The following is a 15,580-nucleotide window of genomic DNA, read 5'->3' on the forward strand; positions in this document are numbered from 1 at the left end:
GAGGGCTCCGGCGTTTTTTTGTTGCCGGGCCGCCCCAAGACAAAAAGCGCCCCCTCGGGGGGCAGCGAACCACGCGCAGCGGGGAAGCGTGGGGGCCCTTTTTTATTGCCGGGCCGCCCCAAGACAAAAAGCGCCCCCTCGGGGGGCAGCGAACCACGCGCAGCGGGGAAGCGTGGGGCGCGTGATGGCCCGGGTGCGGCTTACGATTCAAGCACCTCGGGATGGTGCTCGGGCGGACGCTGCGGCGGCTCGAAATTGTCGCGGAAGGTGAAAACGATCGACGTGAAGAACATGCTGGCGAGCACCAGCGCGGTGGCGATCATCAGTGCGGCGACGACGGCGCTGCCCAGTCCGGCCATCGCCAGCAGGGAAATGAGCAGGCTGATCACCAGCCCCGCACCCAGGAACACGCCGAACCAGACGATGCCGTACAGGCTGAAAGCGCCAATATTCTTGAGACAGGCGACGATGCTGAAGAACAGCGCCTTGACCGGCGGGACGTGGTGCCAGTGCACGAGGCCGGGCGCATGCCAGAACAGCATCGACAGCGGAACATACAGCGCCATGACCACCCAGGTGGCGCCGATGAAGCCGGTGCTCTGGGCCATGTCCTGCGTGATGGGGGCATTGCCCAGGTAAGCGCTTGCGAACTGCCCGCCATCCACCAGGGAAGCGACGGCGATGATCAGCAGGAACAATACGGCGTAGATTCCACCCAGCGCGGCGAGCGCGGCAAGACGCTGGCGGCCGGCGCGCAAGGCGTTGAGGATCAGCGCCGGGCTCGGCACGCGGCCCAGGCTGGTCTCCGCGGCCGCCTCCATCATGATCAGCGTGGCGGCGGGCAGCATCGCCAGCGCCACGATGGGGCCGACCAGAGGGATGACCGACACCAGCGACATCGCCGCCGTGGTCGTGAAGAACAGCAGGGTGAGCGCCAAGGGCTGGCGCCAGAAAACCTGGATGCCCTGGCGTACCCAATCAACGCCAGTGCGTGCCGGAACTATGTGCAGTTTCATGGGAAAAAGAAGATGTGAGCGCGCCGGCGGTCGCCTTGCCTGCCGGTGCGAAGGGCTTGAGCATCGGCAACTGTAACCCAGACACCGCAAGCTTAGGCGATTGCGGGCATGGCCGGGCCGGCTTCATGGATGAACGGGATGCGCGATGCGTTCGCGCAACACGCGTTCGAAGTGAGTCGGGTCGTGCGGCTTGAGCATCGAAGCCTCGCGCGGGAGGTGAAAATCCCAGAGGCGGGAAATCCAGAAACGCAGCGCGCCCGCGCGCAACATGGATGGCAGCAACGTGCGCTCGGCGGCGGTCAGCGGGCGCACCGACTGATAGGCCTGCAGCATGGCGTCGGCGCGGGCGGCATCATGCGCGCCGCTGTCCAGGTCGATGCACCAGTCGTTCAGGCAGACGGACAGGTCGAACAGCCAGGTATCGACTCCGGCGAAGTAGAAGTCGAAGAAGCCGGTGAGCTCCTCGCCCTCGAACATCACGTTGTCGCGGAACAGGTCCGCGTGCACCGGGCCGCGCGGCAGCGCCGCATATTCGGACGAAGCGGCGACGTGGTTCTGCCAGGCCAGCTCGGACTCCAGAAGGGCCTTCTGGCTTTCTTCGAGATACGGCAGCACCACCGGAGCCGTCTGGTTCCACCAGTCGAGGCCGCGCAGATTGGGCTGCTGGCGGTCGTAGTCGCGGCCCGCCAGGTGCATGCGAGCGAGCATTTCTCCCACGGCCGCGCAATGCACGGCCTGCGGCGCAAGCTGGCTCTTGCCGCGCAGCCTGTTGACCACGGCTGCGGGCTTGCCCGCCACGGTGTGGAGGATGTCGCCGTTCTTGTCCGCGGCGGGATCGGGCACGGGAATGCCGCCATGCGCCAGATGCTTCATCAGGTGCAGGTAAAACGGCAGTTGCTCGGCGCTCAGGCGCTCGAACAGCGTCAGCACGAATTCCCCCTCGTCGGAGGTGAGAAAGTAGTTCGTGTTCTCGATGCCGCCCTCGATGCCGCGCAGCTCCGTCAACTTGCCCAGCTGCAAACGGCGCAGCAATTCGCGCGCCTCTTTGTTGGAGACTTCGGTGAAGACGGCCATGGGTCAGCTAAAAAGATCAGTGAAAGAATGAAACAGATGCAGGGAGCCTGCCCGCAGGCGTTACGGCATCCCGGCGTTCGATGGGCTGGATTGTCGCATTGCAGCATCCAGCGAGCCGGCCGGTGCGGCGCCCGGCGGCGCGGGCGCAATGCAACCCGCTGGCGCGCTAGAAATTCCCCAGCGTCCAGACGCGCGGCGCGGTCATGGTTTCCGCTCCGGCGCGGCTGGGGCCGCCGTCGCGCACGCCGTTGTTCGGAATCACCTGATATGCAGGAATGCCTCCGCCGGCGGACTTGGGCTTGACGGTGATGCTCTGGGTCTGGCCGCCCACGCGCAACTCGTCGATGCGGCTGCCGCCATCTTCCACGGTCAGGCGTTCAATGCGCTGGTTGAGCCGGCCTTCGCCTTGCTGCTCCTCGCCCGAGGGCTGCTGCGCCTGTTGGGGCGTGGGCTGGGCGGGAGCCTGCGCAGGGTTCTGGGCAAGGGCAGAGCCGCAGACCACGGCGGTCAGCAGCAGAGCGGAGAGGGGGAGAGTTGCGGCGCGCATGGCTCAATTGTAGAGCGGTGGCCCGCAGGCGGTTCTTTTTTTGTTGCCGGGCCGCGCGGGAGTTTTTTCGTCGGGAGTCTTCGCGCGCGTTGCGGGGCGGCTCGGCGAATGCGCGGGGCGCGGCACAATGTCGGCATGAGCAATTCCAAGACATTGGTGCTGGTGGACGGCTCCAGCTACCTCTACCGCGCCTTTCACGCCATGCCTGACCTGCGCGCCGTGCCAGGCGACCCCACGAGCGCGGCCACCGGCGCGATTCGCGGCATGATCAACATGATGCAGGCGCTGCGCAAGGATGTGGCGGCCGACTATGCCGCTTGCGTGTTCGATGCGAGCGGCCCGACTTTCCGCGACGGCATCTATACCGAATACAAGGCGCAGCGCGCGCCCATGCCCGATGACCTGCGCTCGCAGATCGAGCCGATCCACGAGGTGGTGAAGATGCTGGGCTGGAAGGTGTTGGCAGTGCCCGGGGTGGAGGCGGATGATGTGATCGCCACGCTGGCGCGCATCGCGGCGGGGCAGGGTATCGACGTGGTGGTCTCCAGCGGCGACAAGGATCTGTCGCAACTGGTGAGCGAGCGCATCACCATCATCGACACCATGAACGGCAAGAAGCGTGACGTGGCCGGCGTGACCGCGGAGTTCGGCGTGCCGCCGGAGTTGATGATCGACTTCCAGGCGCTGGTGGGCGATGCGGTGGACAACGTTCCGGGCGTCGCCAAGGTGGGGCCGAAAACCGCATCCAAGTGGCTGCTGGAACATGGCTCGCTTGACAGTCTGATCGAGGGTGCGGGCGCCATCAAGGGCGTCGCGGGCCAGAACCTGCGCGATGCGATCGCCAGCGGGCAGCTCGCGCTCAGCCGCCAGCTCGTGACCATGAAGACCGATTGCGAGCTGGGCGAGTACGTGGCGGGCCTGCCTTCGCTTGACGCGATCACGCTGGGCTCTCCCGATGCCCAGGCGCTGCTGCCGTTCTATGAGAAATACGGATTCAAGGGGCTGGCGCGTGCCATCGCGCCGGAGGCGGCCGCTTCGGCTGCGCCCGCAGCCGCGCCAGTTGGCGGGCAGGATGATCTGTTTGGAGCGGAAGACGCCATCACCACCGAGATCGCCGTGCAGGCGCAGAACCGCGACGTGGTCTATGAAACGCTGCTGACGCAAGCGGAACTCGATCGCTGGATCGAGAAGATCGATGCCGCGCCGCTGACCGCCATCGACACCGAAACCACGTCGCTCGACGAGCAGCAGGCGCGCATCGTCGGCATCAGCTTCAGCGTCGAAGTGGGCAGCGCGGCCTACGTGCCCGTCGCGCATGACGGCCCGGATGCGCCGGCGCAGCTGCCGCTTGAGCTGGTGCTTGAAAAACTCAGGCCCTGGCTCGAGGACGAGAGCCGCAAAAAGCTCGGCCAGCACGTCAAGTATGACCGTCACGTGTTCGCCAACCATGGCGTGAACGTGCGCGGCTATGCGCACGACACCATGCTCCAGAGCTATGTGCTGGAAGTGAACAAGCCGCACGGCCTGTCCAGCCTGGCCGACCGCCATACCGGGCGCACCGGCATCACCTACGAAGACCTGTGCGGCAAGGGCGCCAAGCAGATTCCGTTCTCGCAGGTGCCGGTGGAAAAGGCCGCGGCGTATTCGTGTGAGGATTCCGACCAGACGCTCGACGTGCATCGCGTGCTCTGGCCGCAGCTCGAGGCGAACGAGAAGCTGCGCGGCATCTACGAGCTGGAGATGGCGACCAGCGAAGTGCTGTTCCGCGTGGAGCGCAACGGCGTGCTGATCGATGCGGCCGAACTGGCGCGGCAGAGCAACGACCTGGGCCAGCGCATCGTGCAGCTGGAAAATGAGGCATACGAGATCGCGGGCCAGCCCTTCAATCTCTCCAGCCCCAAGCAGCTCGGTGAAATCTTCTTCGACAAGCTCGGCATGCCGGTGGTCAAGAAGACCGCCACGGGCGCGCGCTCCACCGATGAAGAGGTGCTGGAAAAGCTCGCGCAGGACTATCCGCTGCCGGCCAAGCTGCTGGAGCATCGCAGCCTCAGCAAGCTCAAGGGAACCTACACCGACAAGCTCGCGCTGCTGGCCGATCCGCGCAACGGGCGCGTGCACACGCACTATGCACAGGCTGTCGCGGTGACGGGGCGCCTGTCGAGCAACGATCCCAATCTGCAGAACATCCCCGTGCGCACGGCCGAGGGGCGCCGCGTGCGTGAGGCCTTCATCGCGCCGAAGGGCCGCGTGATCGCAAGCGCCGACTACAGCCAGATCGAATTGCGCATCATGGCGCACATCAGCGGCGATGAGTCGCTGCTGCGCGCCTTTCACGACGGCCTGGACGTTCACAGGGCGACCGCCTCCGAAGTGTTTGGCGTGCCGGTCGATCAGGTCAGCAGCGAGCAGCGCCGCTACGCCAAGGTCATCAACTTCGGCCTCATCTACGGCATGAGCAGCTTCGGCCTGGCCAAAAACCTGGGCATAGAAACCAAGGCCGCGGCGGCCTACATCGACAGGTATTTCCAGCGCTATCCCGGCGTGAAGCAGTACATGGATGAAACCAGGCTGCAGGCCAAGTCCCAGGGCTACGTCGAGACGGTCTTCGGCCGCCGCCTGTATCTCCCCGAGATCAATTCGCCGAACGGCCCGCGCCGCAGCGCCGCCGAGCGCGCCGCGATCAACGCGCCCATGCAGGGAACGGCGGCGGACCTGATCAAGATGGCGATGATCGCCGTGCAGAAGGAACTCGACGAGAGCAAGCCCGGCATCCTGATGATCATGCAGGTCCACGACGAACTGGTGTTCGAGCTGCCCGAAGGCGAGGAAGCATGGCTCCGCGAGCGGGTGCCGCGCATCATGGCCGACATCGCCAGGCTCAAGGTGCCGCTGGTGGCGGAAGTGGGCTTCGGCCCGAATTGGGAGAAGGCGCACTGAGGACGCCGACGGTCATCGCGGGGCCGAGGGCAGGAGCCAGTGCGGATGCCGGTCCATCAATGCCTGGGCTACGCGGCGCACTTCCTGCATGGCGGCTTGCGCGATGGCGCTTGGAGCGCCCTGGCGGCGCATGACGACGCCGACGGACCGCAAGGGGCCGTCGGCGATCGATGAAATCTTCATGCCCTTGAGGCTCACCATCGGCATCATGCCAAGATAAGGCAGCACGGCCACGCCGAATCCCTCCTTGATGAATCCGGCGATGGAGCCGACCTGGTCCAGTTGCATCTTGGGACGGAACTCCACCCCGCGCTGGAGAAACGCGGCGCTGATGTAGCGCATCGCGGTGCTGGCGTCCGTCATGCTGATGACCGGCAGCGCCTGCAATTCATCGAGCCTGACTACGTCCGCGACACGCCTGCGCCAAGCCCCGCATGACAGTACGACGAAGCGGTCACGCAGGATTTCCTCGTATTGCAGGTCGGGGTGCGACGGCGCCACCGATGCGAGCGCGAAGTCGACCTCATAGTTCAGCAGGCGCTGGATGCTGGCGTTGTTGGTGCAGTCATGGATGGTGATGCCCGGCTGTGAAAAGCGTTGCTCGAGCGCGCTGCAAACCGAGGGAAGTATGACATTCGCGAGCGATGGCAGCGATGCGATGTATAGCTGCCGAGCCTCCTGCTCGGCCGATGTGCGCATGCGCTTCACGCCCGCGTCGAACTCTCCGATCACGCTTCGCGCCATGCGCGCGAGGCGCGCGCCGCTGGGCGTGAGGAGAACGCTGCGGGTCGTGCGCTCGAATAGAGCAAGGCCCAGGGCATCTTCCAGATCACGGATCGCCTTGCTCAGCGATGGCTGCGTCATGAACAACTGTTCGGCAGCCTTGCTGAAGTTCAGTGATTCGCTGAGTGCCAGAAACATGCGTAGCTGACGGGGTGAAATATTCATGCCTTGATTCTATAAATAGATAGATAGAAAGAATTTCAAAAATAAATGACATCCTCCTACGATGGCGCTGCAAAGACATCGATGGAGACGACAAGGTGCTGGATCTCAATGGAAAAGTCGCGCTGGTCATGGGTTGCGGCGCGGTGGCGGATGGTTGGGGCAATGGCCGGGCGACAGCCGTGCTGCTGGCGCGACGCGGCGCGAAAGTGTTCGGAACGGATGTGGTGGCGGCAAGCGCCGAGGAGACGCGTCGGTTGATCACGCAGGAAGGCGGGGAGTCGCAGGTCATGCAATGCGATGCAACGCAGTCCATCCAGGTCGAGCAGGTGGTGGACGCCTGCCTCCAGCGGTTTGGATGCATCGACATCCTGGTCAACAACGTCGGCGTTTCCCAGCCGGGCGGCCCGGTGGACATGGATGAGGCCGTTTGGGATGCCCAGATGCAGGTCAACCTGAAAAGCGCGTTCCTGGGTTGCAAATACGTCATTCCGCACATGCGTACGCAAGGCGGAGGCGCCATCGTGAACGTGGCATCCGTCGCGGGCCTGCGCTATATCGGCAAGCCTCAGGTGGCCTATGCCGCGGCCAAGGCGGGCCTGCTGCATTTCACGCACACATCCGCGGTCATCCATGCGCCGGAGGGGATTCGCATGAATTGCGTGGTGCCGGGGCTGATGCACACGCCGCTGATCGAAGGGTTGGCCGCGAAATACGCCAAGGGCGACACGCAGGGATTCATCGAGCATCGCAACAATCAGGTGCCGATGAAGCATATGGGAACGGGCTGGGACACGGCAAATGCAGTGCTCTTTCTCGTGTCCGACGAGAGCCGTTACGTCACGGGAACGGAAATCGTCGTGGACGGCGGGCTGGTTGCCGCGACTCGGTGAACTCGCCCTTTGATGAAGATGACTTTCACAGAACAGGAGACAGGAAGATGCTGAAATCCGGACGCCGTTCGATGTTGGCCGCAGCCGCCGCGGCCTGGCTGCAAGCATGGGCACCAGCGGCCCATGCGCAGGATTATCCGAGCCAGCCCATTCGCCTGATCGTTCCCTTCGCGCCAGGCGGCGCGGTGGACCAGACGGCGCGCATCATCAGCAACACGCTGGGAGAAAAGCTGGGGCAGCCGATCATCATCGACAGCAAGCCGGGTGCCAGCGGGTCGCTCGGCGCGGGCGATCTGCATCGCTCCAGACCGGATGGCTATACATTGATGCTGGCGCTCGATTCCCAGGCGGTGAATCACCTGACGGTCAAGAACCTTCCTTTTGATACGTTCAAGGATTTCGATTACCTGAGCCTGCTCGTCACCACGCCCCAGGTGCTGGTGACGCGCATGGATCTCCCGGTGAAGAATTTCGATGAGCTGGTGGCCTACCTGAAGACGCACCCCAGCAGTTCATATGGCTCGGCGGGAACCGCATCAGCGGGGCACGTGAACAGCGCGCAACTCTCGATTGCCAAGGATCTCAGGACGGAGCACGTGCCGTACAAGGGGGCGGGGCCGCTGCTTACCGACCTGCTGGGCGGCCATATCGACTATGCATTCGCCGGGCTCTCGGTCATGCTCCCGCAGATCAAGGCAGGCAAGGTGCGGGCACTGGCGGTGAGTTCGCCCAGGCGATCGGCCTTGCTGCCGGAAGTTCCCGCGATGAACGAGCTGATCGCCGGTTTTGAATTTCCGACCTGGATCGGCCTGGTCGCGCCGCCAGGCCTGCCCGCCGACGTACGCCAGAAAGTGCTGAAGGCGGTGCATGAGGTGATGCACGATCCACAAGTGGAAAAACGCTTTGGCGAAAATGCGTACGACATCGTCAACGGCACGCCCGAGCAATTCGCCCAACGCGTCAGGAAGGACGCCGAAGTGATGGATGACTTGGTGCGGCGCAAGATCGTGACGGGTGGTTGAATCGCCCGCCCTGTCTCACCGGCGCGGCCTTTCCCCTTTTTGAACAGGAAATTCTTTCATGGCACGCATTCCCTATGCGGACACCCAACTCCCCGCGACCAGGGCATTGGCCGAGCGGATCGTCGCGGAGCGCGGCAGCATTCTGCATCTCTACCAGATGCTGTTGAACAGTCCCAGCGTGGCGGAGGGCTGGCTTGGCTATCTGACCGCGATCCGCCAGAAATCCACGCTGGATGGGGCGATCCGGGAGATGGTCATCATGCGCGTGGCGCAGCTCAATCACGCGCCTTACGAGGCCGAGCAGCATGCGCCGATTGCGCTGAAGGAAGGGATGTCGCAGGCGCAGCTGGATGCGCTCCCGGACTGGCGCGCGCACGAGACGCTGTTCAGCGGGCTCGAGCGTTCGGTGCTGGCATACGCGGATGCGATGACGCGCGACGTGCAGGTGCCGGACGACGTGTTCGCTGCGGTGTCCTCGCATTTTGGAGCGCAGCAGATGGTCGAGCTCACGGCGACCGTGGCGGCATACAACATGGTCTCGCGCTTTCTGGAGGCGCTGCAGATTCATTCGCATGACGCGCGCTGACGCCCGTGGGCGCGCCAAAACCCTGTAGTCATCCGGAGATTGCACGCGTTAGACTGCGCGCTGTTTCCCATTTGCAGGCAATGGCCGTTGGGCCGCAGGAGAACGAGATGACGCGCGAGGATTTCCAACGGGATTTCGATTCGCTGCTGCCGGGCGGCAGCTCCGAGGCCGGCGCTTCGCGCCGCACGGCGCTGAAAGTGGCGCTGGGCGTGGGCTACGCGGCCTCCGTGCTGCCGGTCTGCGCGCAGACCGCCATCAAGACCCCGGCGGACGGGCTGAGCGTGGGCGAGGTGCATTTCGACGTGAACGGCTTTCAGGTCAATGCCTACCGCGCGGCGCCCGAGGGCGGGAAGAGCCTGCCGGTGATCCTGGTGATCTCCGAGATTTTTGGCGTGCACGACTACATCGCCGACATCTGCCGCCGGCTGGCCCGGCAAGGCTATATGGCGATTGCGCCGGATCTGTTTGCGCGGCAGGGCGATCCGATGTCGTATGGAGAGATGTCCAAGCTGATGAGCGAGGTGATCGCCAAGGTGCCCGACGCGCAGGTCATGGCCGATCTGGATGCCGCCGTGAAGTGGGCCGGCGCCAATGGCGGCGATGTCTCCCGCCTGGGCATCACCGGCTTTTGCTGGGGTGGGCGCATCACCTGGCTGTATGCCGCGCATGGGCCGGTCAAGGCAGGCGTGGCCTGGTATGGCCGGCTGGTTGGAACGCCCTCGGAGCTGACGCCCAGGCACCCGGTGGATGTGGCGTCCGCTCTCCGGGCTCCGGTGCTGGGGCTGTATGGCGAAAAAGATGCGGGCATCCCTCTTGACACGATTGATAAGATGAAAGAAGCCCTTGAGAAGGGCTCCGCCGCGGCGAAGCAATCCGAGTTCGTGACCTATCCCGACGCGCCGCATGCCTTTCACGCCGACTATCGTCCCAGCTACCGCAAGGAGGCGGCCGAGGATGGCTGGAAGCGCATGCTGGCCTGGTTCAAGGCGCATGGAGTGAGCTGATTCGAGCGGGGATTCGTCAAAAGAGAGACAATCCCCCCGACAGTCTCTTGCTCAGCCAATTCTTCGCAGCCGGCAGGAAGAAGACGCAAAGCCCTACGGGGCTTTCTTTTTTTGTCGTAGGGCCGCCCCAAGACAAAAAGCGCCCCCTCGGGGGGGCAGCGGACCACGCGCGCAGCGGGGGAGCGTGGGGGCCTTTTTTGTTGTGACCAACCAATTGCGCGGGCCTGAAGGCCTGCCTGAAATGCGATGTTATTAGTAGCAATCATCTGTGCCACGCTGGCTGCGGGAATCGGCAGTGTCTGGATCGCCGCACTGCTCATGAAGTTCGGCCTGGGGAGCGGCAACCGCGTCGGCACGCAGCACTTGCTGAGCCTTGCCGCAGGCGCCCTGCTGGCAACGGCCTTCATGCATTTGCTCCCGGAGGCATTCGAGGGCGACGTTCACGCGCACGAACTATTCGCGATCCTGCTGGTGGGGCTGGTGTTCTTCTTCCTGCTGGACAAGGCGGAGCTGTGGCACCACGGCCATGAACACAACGACGCCCACCGGCATGCGGACGCGCCGGATCACGCGCACCACGATCATGGCCCGGCACCCGGGCATTCCCACGATCATGCGCATGGCAGGAAGGGCGGCGGCTGGTCCATTCTCACCGGCGACAGCGTTCACTGCTTTGGAGACGGCGTGCTCATCGCGTCCGCCTTTCTCGCCGACGTGCGCCTGGGCATCGTGGCCGCGGTGTCAGTGCTCGCTCACGAGGTGCCGCACCATATCGGCGATCTGGTGGTGATGAGCCAGGGGAGCGTGGATCGACGGGCGGCGCTCATCAAGGTGTCGCTGGCGGGCGCGCTGACGGCGCTGGGCGGCATGGCGGGTTATTTCCTGCTCAATCATCTGCATGGCGGGCTGGCCTATCTGCTGGTGATCGCCTCGTCGAGCTTCATCTACGTGGCCTTGGCCGACCTGATCCCGCAATTGCAAAAGCGCCTGTCCGCGGCGCAGACGGCCGCCCAGGTGGGGTGGCTGGTGGCCGGGATCGTGCTGGTGACGCTGGTCAGCCAGCTTGCCCACGTGCATTGACCCAGGCTGAAGGGGAGGAGTGCGCGCTCACTGAGTGGACAGCTCTTCGCGCACGCACGCCACCTGGCGGCGCGAGACCGGAAGCAGCTCCACCAGGCCGTGCAGGCGGACGGCCCAGCCTTCGCCCTCCTGTGCGTCGTAATGCTTTTCCAGGGCGCGCAGCGCCCGGCGGGCCACCAGCGTGCTGCGGTGCACGCGCATGAAGTGCTCGGCATAGCGTGCCTCCAGCTCCAGCAGCGAGCCGTCAAGGATATAGCTGCGCGAGAAAGTCCGCACGGTCACGTATTTCTGCTCGGCCTTGAGGTAGAGGACTTCCGCCATCGGTATGCGCACGGTGCGCCCGCGCTCCTGGATCACCAGCGCGGGTTCGTTGTCGGGCGGCGCGGGCGGCTGCGCCGGTGTGCGCGGAATGCGCTGCGCCTTGGCGATGGCCTGCTGCAGCCGCGCCAGGCGCACGGGCTTGGTCAGGTAGTCCGCGGCATCCAGCTCGAAGGCGCTGACGGCATGGTCGGTATGAGCGGTCACGAACACGACTGCCGGCGGGTGCGCGAGCTGGCGGATGGCCTGCGCGAGCGAGAGCCCGTCCTGGCCCGGCATGTGGATGTCCAGCAGCACCAGATCGATATCGGCGCCCGGGCGCTCGTGCAGCAGCGCCAGGGCCTGGGCGGCATTGGGCGCCTCGCGCACGATATATCCGGCTTCGCAATCGGCCAGCAGCGTCCGCAGGCGGCTGCGGGCCAGGGCTTCATCATCGACGATCAGTATCTGCATCCGGCGGAAATTCCCTCAATGGCTTGTTCTTGGCTGGGACGGCGGCATCGCGGGCAGTGCGATCCGCACCCGATACAGCCCGTTTTGCATGCCCGCGCTGAAGTCGCAATCCACGTCGTGCAGCAGCCGCAGGCGGTCGCGCACGTTGGCCAGCGCGATTCCGTGGCCGCGCGTGGGATGCGCGCCGTCGCGTGTATTTTCAGGCACGGTGTTGGTGATCTGCAAGACCACGCGGCGGTGGCGCAGCTCGGTGCTGATGCGCAGCTTGCCGCCATGCGCGCTCGGCTCGATGCCGTGCTTGACGGCGTTCTCCACCAGCGGCTGCAGCAGCAGCGGCGGCAGCCTGGCCTCGCTGGCCCGCGCGTCGATCTGCCACTGCACGCGCATGCGCTCGCCAAAGCGCACCTGCTCGATGTCGAGATAGCGCCGGGCAAGCAGTATTTCCTCCTGCAGCGTCGAAGATGCGCCTTGCTCCATCAGCGCGTGGCGGAACAGGTCGCTCAGGTCTTCCAGGATGGCTTCGGCCTTGGCGGGCTCCTCGCGCACCAGCGCCACCGCGCTGTTGAGCGTATTGAACAGGAAGTGCGGGCGGATGCGTGACTGCAGCTCGGTCAGGCGCGCTGTGGTGGCCGCCGGCGTGCTGCCGCGCGCGCGCATCTGCAGCGCCGCCACCAGTCCGAGGGCCAGCAGGCCGCCGGTCACGCCGCTGGCGAGCAAGGGTGGCGCGGCGTCGTCCATCGTCACCCATGCCAGAAGCGCGCAGGCCGCGATGCCGGCGAGGACGCCCAGCAGCGTTCCGCACAGATATTGCGCGGCCGTGGGCAGCCGCTGCAGATGCCGCTTGAAGCCGCAGGCGCACAGCAGCCAGCCCAGCGTGGCGGGCAGGGCGCCGCCGGTGACCAGCGACAGGCGCGAAAGCCAGTCGGCGGGCGAGCCGGAGTGGTACATGACGCCGGCGGCCAGCACCACTTCCACGAACAGCACGGCGCGCAGCACCACGCCGATATGGCAGGCGTCGAACACCAGCATCCGCTCCTCATGGAAGGGGCGTTCGGGAGTTTTCGGGCTGAAGGCTGGCAGGGTCGATAAAATTTCGGTCTCTCGCATTGCGGCATCCGGCTTTCTCGGGTGTCGGAACAACAGGATTATTGCCCTCATGTCCACAACTCCCACATCGCAACCCTCCAAGGACCAGCTCGCCACGAAGGCGCAAGCCTGGTCGGCCCTGTTCTCCGAACCCATGAGCGACCTGGTCAAGCGCTATACATCGAGCGTGTTTTTCGACAAGCGCATGTGGCAGGCGGACATCCAGGGTTCCCTCGCGCACGCGGAGATGCTGGCGGCACAGGGCATCATCGGGCAGGACGACTGCGCGGCCATCCAGAAGGGCATGGCGCAGATCGCCAGGGAAATCGAGTCGGGTGAATTCGAATGGAAGCTCGACCTGGAGGACGTTCACCTGAACATCGAGGCCCGCCTGACGCAACTGGTCGGCGATGCCGGCAAGCGCCTGCACACCGGGCGCAGCCGCAACGACCAGGTGGCCACCGACGTGCGCCTGTGGCTGCGCGGCGAGATCGACCTGATCGAGGGCCTGCTCAAGGAGCTGCAGCTTTCGCTGGTGGAGGTGGCGGAAAACAACGTGGAGGTGATCCTCCCGGGCTTCACCCACCTGCAGGTGGCGCAGCCGGTGAGCTTTGCGCATCATTTGCTGGCCTACGTGGAGATGTTCAGCCGCGATGCGCAGCGCATGCTGGACGTGCGCAAGCGCGTGAACGTGCTGCCGCTGGGCTCCGCGGCGCTGGCAGGAACCACCTATCCGCTGGACCGCGAGCGCGTTGCCAGGACGCTGGGCATGGAGGGCGTGAGCCAGAACAGCCTGGATGGCGTGAGCGACCGCGACTTCGCCATCGAATTCACGGCGGCGGCCAGCCTGTGCATGGTGCACGTCAGCCGCCTGTCCGAGGAGCTGATCATCTGGATGAGCCAGAATTTCGGCTTCATCCGCATCGCAGACCGTTTCACCACGGGCTCGTCGATCATGCCGCAGAAGAAGAACCCGGACGTGCCGGAACTCGCTCGCGGCAAGACGGGCCGCGTGGTCGGCCACCTGATGGGGCTGATCACCTTGATGAAGGGCCAGCCGCTGGCCTACAACAAGGACAACCAGGAAGACAAGGAGCCGCTGTTCGACACCGTGGACACGCTCAAGGACACGCTGCGCATCTTCGCCGAGATGATCGGCGGCCAGGTCAATGCCGCCACCGGCAAGAAGGAGGGCGGCATCACGGTGAACGCCGGCAACATGCGCGCCGCCGCATTGAAGGGCTACGCCACCGCCACCGATCTGGCCGACTACCTGGTGAAGAAGGGCCTGCCCTTCCGCGACGCGCACGAAACCGTCGCGCACGCCGTGAAGCTGGCTCAGCAAAAGGGCGTGGATCTTGCCGAACTGCCGCTGGACGAGCTGCAGGCGTTCAACCCGAATATCGCTGAGGACGTCTTCGAGGCGCTGAGCCTGGAAGGGTCGCTGAATGCGCGCAACACGCTGGGCGGCACGGCTCCGGCGCAGGTGCGCGGACAGATCGCCCGCCACCGCGCGCGCCTGGCTTGAGCCTGGATATCCGCCATGCCGGTGAACTTGCCCGGGGCCTCCCGTGGAAGACCGCCGACGCTTTCATTCTTCCTTCCTGATCGGAAACCTTGCCCATGAACGTGCCGCGCCGCCGGTTGCTGAAGCTGTCTCTGGCCCTGCCGGCCCTGGCCGGCGCTCCCCTGGGCTTCGCGCAATCGGGGCGCGGTATCCGGCTGCTCGTGGGTTTTCCGCCGGGAGGCGGCACCGACGCCATTGCGCGGCTGCTGGCCGAGAAGCTCCAGGATCCACTGGGGGAGCCGGTGATCGTGGACAACCGTCCCGGCGCGGGCGGGCAGATCGCGGCGCAGGTGCTCAAGAGCGCGCCCGCCGATGGCCGCACGCTGTTCCTCACGCATGATCACACGATCTCCATCCTGCCGCAGGTCGTGGCGAAACCGGGTTTCGACCCCGATCGCGACTTTGTTCCCGCGGGAGGCTTTGCCACGTTCGTGAACTGTTTCGCGGTCTCGGCGGCTGCTCCGGCGCGGACCTTCGCGGAGTATGTGCAATGGGTCGAGCGCCAGGGCCATGGCAGGAGCGCGGTGGGCATTCCGGCGCCGGCCTCCACGCCGGAGTTCCTGGTGCAGTCGATCGCCCGGCGGTTCGAACTGGATCTGCTGGCCGCTCCCTATCGCGGCAGCGCGCCGATGATCGCGGACATGCTGGGCAATCAGATACCCGCGGGTATCGGCTCCGTGCAGGATTTCCTGGAGAACCACAAGGCGGGCAAGCTGCGCGTGCTGGCGGTGCTGGGCGGCAGGCGCCAGTCCCTGCTGCCCGACGCGCCCACCTTCGGCGAGCTGGGGCTCAAGGGCTTCGAGGACACGCCGTACTACGGCATCTATGCGCCCAGGGGCACGCCCGGCGCGTTCCTCTCGCGGTTTTCGAAAGCGCTCGCCCAGGTGGTGGCCATGCCGGACGTGCGCGCGCAACTGGCGGGCGTGGGGCTGGACGTGGAGTTCATGACCCCGGCGCAACTGCACTCGCGCGAGCGGGCCTACTCCGCCGCCTGGAAGCGAATCATCAAGGACAGCGGCTTCGTGCCGCAATGAGCCGGACCGCGGCATGCC

14 protein-coding genes are annotated in these 15,580 nt (G+C 65.4%); 8 read left to right on the top strand and 6 right to left on the bottom strand.

Going from position 1 to position 15,580, the window contains the following annotated elements:
• Window positions 1–200: 200 nt before the first annotated feature.
• The 3 genes from ABWP92_RS04730 to ABWP92_RS04740 all read right to left on the bottom strand — a co-directional run bounded on the left by ABWP92_RS04730 (window position 201) and on the right by ABWP92_RS04740 (window position 2,637).
• The gene (locus tag ABWP92_RS04730) at window positions 201–1,016 is read right to left on the bottom strand and encodes a BPSS1780 family membrane protein (protein ID WP_353234206.1); all 816 of its coding nucleotides are present in this window, start codon (window positions 1,014–1,016) and stop codon (window positions 201–203) included.
• Between the two features lie 123 nt (window positions 1,017–1,139).
• Window positions 1,140–2,090, bottom strand: a complete 951-nt coding sequence (locus ABWP92_RS04735; protein WP_353234207.1) for a homoserine kinase — start codon at window positions 2,088–2,090, stop codon at window positions 1,140–1,142.
• Window positions 2,091–2,256: 166 nt separating this feature from the next.
• Window positions 2,257–2,637, bottom strand: a complete 381-nt coding sequence (locus tag ABWP92_RS04740) for a hypothetical protein (RefSeq protein WP_353234208.1) — start codon at window positions 2,635–2,637, stop codon at window positions 2,257–2,259.
• Between the two features lie 135 nt (window positions 2,638–2,772).
• On the opposite strand from ABWP92_RS04740, the gene polA reads away from it, so the two are divergent.
• The gene (polA, locus tag ABWP92_RS04745; RefSeq protein WP_353234209.1) at window positions 2,773–5,574 is read left to right on the top strand and encodes a DNA polymerase I; all 2,802 of its coding nucleotides are present in this window, start codon (window positions 2,773–2,775) and stop codon (window positions 5,572–5,574) included.
• A gap of 12 nt (window positions 5,575–5,586) precedes the next feature.
• Here the strand turns inward: polA and ABWP92_RS04750 are convergent, their stop codons facing one another.
• Window positions 5,587–6,522, bottom strand: a complete 936-nt coding sequence (locus tag ABWP92_RS04750) for a LysR family transcriptional regulator (protein ID WP_353234210.1) — start codon at window positions 6,520–6,522, stop codon at window positions 5,587–5,589.
• 95 nt (window positions 6,523–6,617) lie between these two features.
• On the opposite strand from ABWP92_RS04750, the gene ABWP92_RS04755 reads away from it, so the two are divergent.
• The 5 genes from ABWP92_RS04755 to ABWP92_RS04775 all read left to right on the top strand — a co-directional run bounded on the left by ABWP92_RS04755 (window position 6,618) and on the right by ABWP92_RS04775 (window position 11,104).
• Window positions 6,618–7,412: an SDR family NAD(P)-dependent oxidoreductase gene (locus tag ABWP92_RS04755; protein WP_353234211.1), complete on the top strand. Its 795-nt coding sequence runs from the start codon at window positions 6,618–6,620 to the stop codon at window positions 7,410–7,412.
• A 47-nt stretch (window positions 7,413–7,459) separates the two neighbouring features.
• Complete coding sequence (locus ABWP92_RS04760; protein WP_353234212.1) at window positions 7,460–8,434, top strand: Bug family tripartite tricarboxylate transporter substrate binding protein; 975 nt, start codon at window positions 7,460–7,462, stop codon at window positions 8,432–8,434.
• Window positions 8,435–8,492: 58 nt separating this feature from the next.
• Window positions 8,493–9,020, top strand: a complete 528-nt coding sequence (locus ABWP92_RS04765) for a carboxymuconolactone decarboxylase family protein (protein WP_353234213.1) — start codon at window positions 8,493–8,495, stop codon at window positions 9,018–9,020.
• Between the two features lie 107 nt (window positions 9,021–9,127).
• Window positions 9,128–10,024, top strand: coding sequence for a dienelactone hydrolase family protein (locus ABWP92_RS04770; protein ID WP_353234214.1), 897 nt, complete (start codon window positions 9,128–9,130; stop codon window positions 10,022–10,024).
• A 246-nt stretch (window positions 10,025–10,270) separates the two neighbouring features.
• A complete protein-coding gene (locus tag ABWP92_RS04775; RefSeq protein ID WP_353234215.1) occupies window positions 10,271–11,104 on the top strand; it encodes a ZIP family metal transporter in 834 nt (277 codons plus the stop codon).
• A gap of 27 nt (window positions 11,105–11,131) precedes the next feature.
• On the opposite strand, the gene ABWP92_RS04780 is transcribed toward ABWP92_RS04775, so the two are convergent.
• On the bottom strand, window positions 11,132–11,875 hold the full coding sequence (locus tag ABWP92_RS04780) for a LytR/AlgR family response regulator transcription factor (protein ID WP_353234216.1): 744 nt from the start codon (window positions 11,873–11,875) through the stop codon (window positions 11,132–11,134).
• A 15-nt stretch (window positions 11,876–11,890) separates the two neighbouring features.
• Window positions 11,891–12,982, bottom strand: coding sequence for a sensor histidine kinase (locus ABWP92_RS04785; protein ID WP_353234217.1), 1,092 nt, complete (start codon window positions 12,980–12,982; stop codon window positions 11,891–11,893).
• A 49-nt stretch (window positions 12,983–13,031) separates the two neighbouring features.
• Between ABWP92_RS04785 and argH the strand changes: the two genes are divergently transcribed.
• Together argH and ABWP92_RS04795 are read left to right on the top strand one after the other, a co-directional pair.
• Entirely contained in the window at window positions 13,032–14,489 is a 1,458-nt protein-coding gene (argH, locus tag ABWP92_RS04790; protein WP_353234218.1) for an argininosuccinate lyase, read from the top strand.
• A 95-nt stretch (window positions 14,490–14,584) separates the two neighbouring features.
• Window positions 14,585–15,562: a Bug family tripartite tricarboxylate transporter substrate binding protein gene (locus ABWP92_RS04795; RefSeq protein WP_353234219.1), complete on the top strand. Its 978-nt coding sequence runs from the start codon at window positions 14,585–14,587 to the stop codon at window positions 15,560–15,562.
• The last annotated feature ends 18 nt before the right edge of the window (window positions 15,563–15,580 follow it).

This window comes from Diaphorobacter ruginosibacter, assembly GCF_040396215.1.
Lineage (GTDB): Bacteria > Pseudomonadota > Gammaproteobacteria > Burkholderiales > Burkholderiaceae_C > Diaphorobacter_A > Diaphorobacter_A ruginosibacter_A.

Excerpts from the sequence above, each read along its gene's own strand:
- ABWP92_RS04730 (WP_353234206.1), bottom strand. The coding sequence starts at position 1,016 with ATGAAACTGCACATAGTTCCGGCACGCACTGGCGTTGATTGGGTACGC.
- ABWP92_RS04735 (WP_353234207.1), bottom strand. The coding sequence starts at position 2,090 with ATGGCCGTCTTCACCGAAGTCTCCAACAAAGAGGCGCGCGAATTGCTG.
- ABWP92_RS04740 (WP_353234208.1), bottom strand. The coding sequence starts at position 2,637 with ATGCGCGCCGCAACTCTCCCCCTCTCCGCTCTGCTGCTGACCGCCGTG.
- polA (WP_353234209.1), top strand. The coding sequence starts at position 2,773 with ATGAGCAATTCCAAGACATTGGTGCTGGTGGACGGCTCCAGCTACCTC.
- ABWP92_RS04750 (WP_353234210.1), bottom strand. The coding sequence starts at position 6,522 with ATGAATATTTCACCCCGTCAGCTACGCATGTTTCTGGCACTCAGCGAA.
- ABWP92_RS04760 (WP_353234212.1), top strand. The coding sequence starts at position 7,460 with ATGCTGAAATCCGGACGCCGTTCGATGTTGGCCGCAGCCGCCGCGGCC.
- ABWP92_RS04765 (WP_353234213.1), top strand. The coding sequence starts at position 8,493 with ATGGCACGCATTCCCTATGCGGACACCCAACTCCCCGCGACCAGGGCA.
- ABWP92_RS04770 (WP_353234214.1), top strand. The coding sequence starts at position 9,128 with ATGACGCGCGAGGATTTCCAACGGGATTTCGATTCGCTGCTGCCGGGC.
- ABWP92_RS04775 (WP_353234215.1), top strand. The coding sequence starts at position 10,271 with ATGTTATTAGTAGCAATCATCTGTGCCACGCTGGCTGCGGGAATCGGC.
- ABWP92_RS04780 (WP_353234216.1), bottom strand. The coding sequence starts at position 11,875 with ATGCAGATACTGATCGTCGATGATGAAGCCCTGGCCCGCAGCCGCCTG.
- ABWP92_RS04785 (WP_353234217.1), bottom strand. The coding sequence starts at position 12,982 with ATGCGAGAGACCGAAATTTTATCGACCCTGCCAGCCTTCAGCCCGAAA.
- argH (WP_353234218.1), top strand. The coding sequence starts at position 13,032 with ATGTCCACAACTCCCACATCGCAACCCTCCAAGGACCAGCTCGCCACG.
- ABWP92_RS04795 (WP_353234219.1), top strand. The coding sequence starts at position 14,585 with ATGAACGTGCCGCGCCGCCGGTTGCTGAAGCTGTCTCTGGCCCTGCCG.